An 8,356-nucleotide genomic window follows, 5' to 3' on the forward strand; every position below is an offset into this window, starting at 1 on the left:
TTACGAAGCGGGCCTCGCGTAAGTCGTTGTTGCAGCGCGGCTTGCCACGATCTAAATTAAATATGAAATTCTGTTTCGCCAGTGAACATGGGTCGCCGGGGAGGCGGCCGGGAGGGCTGGGCGGCTATGACACATCCAGTGGTTGCGAGCGTGCGAAACATCGAATCCGGCGAAGACCTCGCGTACTTCTCCGCGCCCACGGTGCGCGACGCCGATGCGCAGCGTCCGTTCCTGGCTGCCGATATCGGCGGCACCCATGCGCGCCTCGGCCTGGTGGCGCCGCAGCTGGAAGGCGCGCCGCGCGTGCTGAGCTACCGCAGCTACCGCTGCGCGGACCATCCGCATCTCGACGGCATCGTGCGGCAGTTCTGCGCGGAGCTGGACGCGCGTCCGCGCGAACTGGTGCTGGCCAGCGCGGGCTATCTGCATGCCGGCGTGGTGGTGAACCGCAATCTCGCCTGGCCGCTGGTGCCGGCCACGCTCGCGCAGGAACTGCGCCTGGAGCGCGTGCGCTTCCTCAACGATTTCGAAGCGCTGGCCCACGCCATCGCCTACGTCGACGAGCACAGCTCGGTGGCGCTGAAGACCGCGTTCGCGCCCGATGCGCAGCAAGGCCCCATCGCGGTGATCGGCCCGGGCACCGGCCTGGGCGCCGCGGTGTGGTTCCCCGGCGAGCCGCCGCGCGTGATCGCCACCGAGGCGGGGCAGATCCAGCTGGCCGCGCGCGGTGGCCTGGAGCGCGAAGTGCTCGACCGCATCGCCGCGCCCGATTGCCACACGCCCTACGAAGCGGTGCTGTCCGGCCCCGGCCTGCATCGCCTGTATGCCGCGCTGTGCGCGGTGTACGACCGCTATCCCTCGTACGCCGAGCCGGCCGACGTGGTCGCCGCCGCGGAGGCCGGCGACGAAGTGGCCTACGAGACGCTGCAGATGTTCGGCGGCTGGATGGGTTCCTTCGCGGGCGACCTGGCCATGCTCTACGGCACCACCGGCGGCGTGTACCTGGCCGGCGGTTTTCTCTCGCGCATCGTCGACCTGCTGCGCTGCGGCCCCTTGGTCGAACGCTTCCTCGACAAGGGCGTGATGCGCCCGTTCCTGCACAAGGTCCCCATTCGCGTGGTGGACCACGGACAGCTCGGCGTCGTCGGTGCCGCCAGCTGGCATCTGCATACACGCACCGCGAAACAGGCGCCGGGATAAGGGCCGAACCGTCCGAGCGGGCGGAATCCACAGCACAGCGTCGCCGGCGCGCCTCCTGGGAGGGGGGGCCGCGGCAATCAACGAAAGGGGTGGGACCTGATGATCAAGAACGGCAAGAAACTCCTGTGCGTCAGCATCCTGTGCGGCCTTGGCCTCGCCGGCGCCGCGCATGCGCAGAACGACACCGCCGCGCCGGCGCAGAACGGCAGCACCGCCGCCGGCAGCGGCGACAAGAGCAAGACCCCGCAGCAGCGCGCGCAGGAAAAGCAGGCGCAGAACCTCCAGCAGGTGACGGTGACCGGCTACCGCGAGAGCCTGGCCAAGGCGATCGAGATCAAGCGCAACGCCAATGCCATCGTCGATGCGATCAACGCCGAGGACATCGGCAAGTTCCCCGACACCAACGCCGCCGAATCGCTGTCGCACCTGCCGGGCATCTCGGTGGACCGCCAGTTCGGCGAGGGCGAGAAGGTCAGCATCAACGGCACCGATCCGGCGCTCAACCGCGTGCTGATCAACGGCCAGACCATCGCTTCCGGCGACTGGGGCGGCAACCCCACCGACACCAGCGGACGCACCTTCAACTACACCCTGCTGTCGCCGGAAATCATCGGCAACATGCAGGTGTACAAGTCGCCCGAGGCGCATATCGACGAAGGCAGCATCGGCGGCACCGTTATCGTCAACACGCGCAAGCCGCTGGACCTGCCGGCCAACACCCTGCGCGGCTCGCTCGGCTACAGCTACAACGATCGCTCGCAGGAAGGCAATCCGCGCGGCTCCGTGCTGTGGAGCTGGAAGAACAGCGACAGCACCTTCGGCTTCCTCACCGCGGTCACGCACGACAAGGAAAACCTGTCGCGCGCCGGCATCGAGTTCTTCGGCTATTCCACCCCCGGCACCAGCATTCCGTCCACCGCCACCGTGCACGGCAGCGGCGACGTGGCCACCGCCAAGTACCCGGTGGGCATCAACAGCTCCTACTTCCAGCAGGTGCGCAAGCGCGACGGCATCCAGTCCGCGCTGCAGTGGCGGCCGGACGAAAAGAACGAGTTCAACCTCACCGGCATCTACGTGCGCGGCTCGTACAACAACTTCAGCGAATCGCGCTACGTCTGCCCGGGTTGCGGCGACACCAACAAGATCACCGACCTCACGGTCAACAACGGCTACATCACCAATGCCACGGTGTCCGGCAATACCGGCATCGGCCAGCCGTATGCCGAGCTCGACGCCAACTACCGCATGTCGAAGGTGACCACCAAGAGCCTCAACCTGCGCCACGACTACAACGGCGACAAGTGGATCTTCACCAGCCAGGTCGGCTACACCGCCGCGCGCGGCGGCAAGGACCCCGAATACCTGATGAAGTACCTGCTGAATTCCGGCGGCTACAACTTCAGCTACGACGGCCGCAACACCGCGGTGAACTACGACAACGGCTCGGCCGCCAACTGGGGCCTGCCCGCCTCGCCGGCCGGTTCGCCGCCGGGCGATTCCACGCTCAACGGCAAGTACCAGGCCGGCGGCATCTACTACGAGACCACCAAGGACCGCGAGCGCTACGCCCAGTTCGACGCCAGCCGCGACCTGGAATGGGGCCCGATCTACCAGGTGCAGATGGGCTTCAAGTACATCAACCACGTGAACTCGCAGTTCTCGCAGGGCAACCGCATCAACACCACCGATGCGATCTCGCTGACCGATTTCGATCCGGGCACCACGCCGGGCAACCTGTACGACGGCCTGCACGCCGGCGGCGACCTGACCGACTGGCCGACCGCGAACCTGGGCACGGTGAAGTCCTACCTCAACGGCCAGCCGCAGGGTCCGTACAACATCAACTATCCGTCGATCTACAACGTGCGCGAAATGACGCGCGACCTGTACACGCAGTTCAACTACAACGCCGGCGGTTTCCGCGGCAACTTCGGCGTGCGCTACGTGGACACCACCGACAAGTCCACCTACTACCAGTCGACCAGCGGCAGCGCGTACTACCTGACGCAGGGCAAGACGCACTATTACAAGCCGCTGCCCAGCTTCAACATCGCCTACGACATCGACGACAGCAAGGTGGCGCGCTTCGGCGTGTCCAAGGTGATCGCGCGTCCGCGCTATGCGGACCTGGCCGGCTCGGTCTCGCTGAGCTGCACCGGCGGCAACTGCACCGGCAGCGCGGGCAACCCGAACCTCAAGCCGTATTCGTCCACTAACTACGACCTGGCCGGCGAGTGGTACTTCGCGCCGTCCAGCATGCTCGGCGCCGAGGTGTTCTACCGCAAGATCGGCAACTACATCGTCAGCACCACCGACGAGCGCACGTTCTTCGACCCGACCAATGGCCAGACCAACGTCTATACCATCACCTCGCCGGTGAACGTCTCCAACGCCAAGGTGCGCGGCATCTCCCTGCTGTACCAGCAGGACCTGGGCCACGGCTTCGGCGTGCAGACCAACTACACCTATGCGCATGCCGACACCAGCACGGGCCTGAACCTGCCGTACCTGTCGAAGAACACCTTCAACATCATTCCGTACTTCGAGAAGGGGCCGTGGTCGGCGCGCGTCAACTACAGCTGGCGTTCGCCGTACTTCACCCAGATCGGCCGCCTCGATTCGCACGTGTTCGCCGACCAGTACAAGGAGCTGGACGTCAGCGCCTCGTACCAGGTGAACCAGTGGATGGCGGTGACCCTGAGCGCGACCAACCTGCTCGATTCCACCTACTACTGGTACAACGACGTGAAGTACGCGCCGATCGGCATGTACAAGAACGGCCGCACCTTCGCCGTTGGCGTCAACTTCAAGCTGTAACGCCAAACTTTTAGGCGCCGGGCCGGTCACGGCGGGATATCTCCCCTCTGCCGCGGCCGGCCCCTTTTTTTATCCCGCCGGTTCATGCCACCGGAAGGTCCCGGAAATGTGCGCGCAACGACATTTCCAGCCAGAGGCCCGGGTAAAAGCCGTGCCCGCGTGGTCGATTCGCCGGCCAGCCGCTATGATCTTGCGCTTCGCCTCGGCCCAGGGTGGGCTGCGAGGTGTGTTCGCGTTGCCGTCGGCACGGCGCGCGTCATCGGCATGCAGGGAGACGCAGCGATGGAAGGCCTTACCCCCAGGGACATGGACGTGCTCGGCCACTATGCCCGCCAGGGCAACCGCGAGCGCTACTGGAACTACCTGGCAAGGCACGAAGGCGCCGACGGCTACGGCCTGCTCGCGCTGGGCGCGGTGCGCAACGACAGCACGCCGGGCGCCGTCGCCAATCTCTATGCGCAGAACTACGCCTACAGCCGCAACCACACCATCCTGAGCGAACGCGGCTGGGAGGAATTCGGCCAGGACCTGGTGCGCGTGGACTACGCGCGCCGCGCCGCGCATTTCAACGGCGGCGCGCCGGAGCTGGCGCTCAACCTGCCGGTGAAGGACGTGCAGGAGACCTACACCGAAGCCTTCGCGCGCAAGCGCATCGACGCGGACGCCTGGACGCCCAACCGCCTGCTCGACGCCGCGCGCCGCCACGGCGGCGAGACCGCGACCGAAGGCGCCTGGCGCAGCATGCTCGACGGCGGCCGCCTCGGCGCCTGGCGCGGCTACGACACGCTCACCGCGGTGGTCGCCGCGTACGGCGACGACGAGATGCGCCGTGCCGAGTACGTCAAGGACATGGGCGTGGCCTACGCCGGCGCCATGGCCGCCACGCCGCAGGTCGACCCGGACCGCATCCAGCGCGGCGACGACCGCTACGCCTTCGATCCGCACAGCCGGCAGTGGCAGCACGACGTGGCGGGGCCGGTGACCGATCCCAAGGAACGCGCGGAGCTGGACGATGCGCGCCAGGTGCGCCTGGAGCGCGCGCAGAAGCTGCGTGAGATCCATCCGGCGGACCGCTTCCACGAACTTGCCGCCAGCCCGTTCGCACTGTCCGAACGCACGCCGTCCGCACCGCCGGTTGCGGAGCCCGCCGCCGCAACGCTCGCCGCGCGCGACATCGCACCGGCGCTCTACGACGAGTTGAAGCCGCAGCTGCCCCCCGGCTTGCCGGAAGACCGCCTTGCCCAGGTCACGCTCGCCGCGAAGGAAGGCGGCATCAAGGCCGGCCACGTGCGCGCCGTGCTGGTGGAGAACGACACCGTCTATATCGCCGGCCGCATTCCCGGCATGCTCGGCCAGGTCGACCTGGCCAGGCCCGCGCCGCCGCTGCAGGAAAGCCTGCAGCGCTCGGCCGCGCTGGATCAGCGGCAGGAAGCACAGGCCGCGCCGCAGGGGCCCAAGCTGGGATAAGCGCGCTGCGCTAAAGTCGCGCCTTTCCGGCGCCGCGCGGTGCGCGCCGGCCATGGCGGGACACCGATGCGCGCGAAGCGATTCACCCTGGTCGACGTCTTTTCCACCGAAGCGTTTCGCGGCAATCCCGTCGCCGTGGTGCACGACGCCGGCGGTATGCCGGAGCAGGACATGCAGGCGCTCGCGCGCTGGACGAACCTCAGCGAGACCTGCTTCCTGCTGCCGTCCGACGATCCGCGCGCCGATTACCGCCTGCGCATCTTCTCTACGTTGCGCGAAATGCCGTTCGCCGGGCATCCCACGCTCGGCGCCGCGCATGCCTGGCTGGCGGCCGGTGGTGTGCCCAAGGGCCAGCAGCTGGTGCAGTCCTGCGCCGTGGGCCTCGTCGATGTCCGCGCAGAGCACGCTCAGCTGGCCTTCCGCGCGCCGCCTCTGCTGCGTGCCGGCCCGGTGGAAGAAGCGCTGCTGGCAGGCATCCTCGGCGCGTTCGGGCTGCAGCGCCATGAAGTGCAGCGGGCACAGTGGGTCGACAACGGCGCCGGCTGGCTGGCCCTGATGCTGGACGATCGCCAGCGCCTGCTCGGCCTGGCGCCGGACCTGTCCACATTGCACGGCGTGCCCATCGGCCTGTTCGCACCGTGGCCCGGCGGCGATGCCGCGTTCGAAGTGCGCGCGTTTATCGGCGGCGATGCGGTGCCCGAAGACCCGGCCACCGGCAGCCTCAACGCCGGCCTCGCGCGCTGGCTGCTGGAGGAGGGCATGGCGGCGGCGCCCTTCGCGATGGCGCAAGGCACCGCGATCGGGCGCGCGGGCCGCATCCATGTGCGCGGCGGCGGTGCGGACCTGTGGATCGGCGGCGCCTGCGTCACGCGCGTCGACGGACAGCTCGCGCTCTAGGCCGTTGCCCCGGTGGCGGCTGTTGCAGCCGGCGCAACACGGTGATGCGCGCGGCGCTTCCTTCCCAGGCGCCGGTCTTCGGTTCATGCTGTCAGCTTGGCCTTCCGTGCCGCACCACATGAGGACGCTTTCATGAGCCAGCCGATCCGGGTGCTCCTGCAGACCACCATCCCGACTGCCGCCGACGACTGGCATATCGGGCGCTTTTCGCAGCTGGCGCAGACGCTGGCCGCGGCGAGCGGCGCGGATGGCGCGCCGCTGTTCGAGGTGACCGCACGCGACCGCGGCCCCGTAGGTCAGCCCGATCCGGTGCTGTCCACGCTGGACCGCTCCGGCTTCGACCAGCTCTGGCTGTTCGCCGTCGACGTCGGCGACGGCCTGCACGACGCGGACTGCGAAGCCATCGGGCGCTTCCGCGGACGCGGCGGCGGCGTGCTGGTGGCGCGCGACCATATGGATCTGGGCTGCTCGATCTGCTCGCTGGCCGGCATCGGTGCGGCGAATTATTTCCACACGCACAATCTCGATCCGGATCCCGCGCGCCGGCAGATCGACGACCGCGACACCGCCTACATCCTGTGGCCGAACTTCCACTCCGGTGCCAATGGCGATTGGCAGCACGTCGTCGCCGTGGGCGAGCCGCATCCCGTGCTGCACGATCCCGACGAAGCAAACGGTGTGCTGGCTTACCTGCCGTCGCATCCGCATGAGGGTGCGGTCGACGCGCCCGCCGGCGATGCGAGCGCCCGCGTGATTGCGCAGGGGCGCAGCAAGGCGACGGGGCAGGCCTTCAATCTGGCGGTGGCGTTCGAATCGAAGGACGGAGGCGGCAGGGCGATCGCGCAATCCACCTTCCATCATTTCGCCGATTACAACTGGGACCCGCGCCTGGGCTGTCCCAGCTTCGTCAGCGAAGCGCCGGGCGATGCGATCCGGCAGCATCCGCATGCGCTCGACGCCACGCGCCGCTACGTGCGCAACGTGGCGCTGTGGCTGGCCGGCCGCGACGTGGCGGTGGCCTGATGGACTTCCGCGACGACGATCTGAGCCACTACGCCGCCCACGGCACACCGCCGTTGCCGGCGCCTGTGCGGGAGCTGCACGTGGACCATGCCGGCGCCTCGATCTGGTGCGGTGTCTACGGCGAAGGCGCGCCGGTGCTGCTGCTGCACGGCGCGTTCAACCAGTCCGCCGACTGGAGCCGCCAGATCGCCGCGCTGACCGAGGCCGGCTACCGCGCCATCGCCATCGACAACCGCGGCCGCGGACGCAGCACGTTGGGTACGCAGCCGCTGAGCTATGCGCTGGAAGCGGAAGAGGTGTTTGCGGTGATGGATGCGCTGGACTTGCCGGCAGCTTCCATCGTGGGCTGGAGCGACGGTTCCATCATCGGCCTGACCATGGCGATGCAGCAGCCGCAACGGGTGTCCCGGGTGTTTGCGTTCGGCACGGTGATGCATCTGGACGGCCTGACGCCGCTGGATATGGACGACCCGGTGCTGGGGCGGATGTTCAACCGCGTGAAGCACGACCATGCGCGGTTTTCGCCGGAGGCGGAACGGTTCGAGGAGATTGCCCAGGCGGTCGGCCGGATGACGGATACGCAGCCTACGTATGGCGATGCGGAGCTGGCGGCGATACGCGTGCCGGTGGCCATCGTGGTGGGGGAGCGTGATGAGTTTGTTGCGCGGGGGCATACGGAGCACCTGGCGGAGGTTATTCCTGGCGCGAAGTTGATTGCGTTGCCGGGGGGGACTCATTTTGCGTTGCTGCAGCGGCCGGGGGAATTCAATCGGGCGATGCTCGATTATCTCGGGGACTCCGTGATTATGTCGGCTTAGGCCGGGATCTTTTTTGCGGTGTCGCCTGGTTTTGCGTGGCCGCGACTTGGCCGCTTATGCAGCGGGCATTTCGGACGCCTGCCGGCGCCCGAGTTACTTTCTCTTTGCTGGCCCAAAGAGAAAGTAACCAAAGA

At 67.8% G+C, this 8,356-nt stretch carries 6 protein-coding genes; all 6 read left to right on the forward strand.

Annotated features, from left to right (window positions below; genetic code table 11):
- Nucleotides 1–150 precede the first annotated feature (150 nt).
- The 6 genes from FHW85_RS21085 to FHW85_RS21110 all read left to right on the forward strand — a co-directional run bounded on the left by FHW85_RS21085 (nucleotide 151) and on the right by FHW85_RS21110 (nucleotide 8,222).
- Complete coding sequence (locus tag FHW85_RS21085) at nucleotides 151–1,200, forward strand: glucokinase (protein ID WP_167257642.1); 1,050 nt, start codon at nucleotides 151–153, stop codon at nucleotides 1,198–1,200.
- Between the two features lie 99 nt (nucleotides 1,201–1,299).
- Entirely contained in the window at nucleotides 1,300–4,017 is a 2,718-nt protein-coding gene (locus FHW85_RS21090; protein WP_168649561.1) for a TonB-dependent receptor, read from the forward strand.
- Between the two features lie 282 nt (nucleotides 4,018–4,299).
- On the forward strand, nucleotides 4,300–5,484 hold the full coding sequence (locus FHW85_RS21095; protein WP_168649562.1) for a hypothetical protein: 1,185 nt from the start codon (nucleotides 4,300–4,302) through the stop codon (nucleotides 5,482–5,484).
- Nucleotides 5,485–5,550: 66 nt separating this feature from the next.
- The gene (locus FHW85_RS21100; RefSeq protein ID WP_168649563.1) at nucleotides 5,551–6,381 is read left to right on the forward strand and encodes a PhzF family phenazine biosynthesis protein; all 831 of its coding nucleotides are present in this window, start codon (nucleotides 5,551–5,553) and stop codon (nucleotides 6,379–6,381) included.
- A 132-nt stretch (nucleotides 6,382–6,513) separates the two neighbouring features.
- Nucleotides 6,514–7,404, forward strand: coding sequence for a hypothetical protein (locus FHW85_RS21105; protein WP_168649564.1), 891 nt, complete (start codon nucleotides 6,514–6,516; stop codon nucleotides 7,402–7,404).
- A complete protein-coding gene (locus FHW85_RS21110; protein ID WP_168649565.1) occupies nucleotides 7,404–8,222 on the forward strand; it encodes an alpha/beta hydrolase in 819 nt (272 codons plus the stop codon). Before FHW85_RS21105 ends, FHW85_RS21110 begins: the two co-directional genes overlap by 1 nt.
- Nucleotides 8,223–8,356 lie beyond the last annotated feature (134 nt).

It is taken from the genome of Dyella sp. SG609, from assembly GCF_012275375.1.
GTDB classification, from domain to species: domain Bacteria; phylum Pseudomonadota; class Gammaproteobacteria; order Xanthomonadales; family Rhodanobacteraceae; genus Dyella_D; species Dyella_D marensis.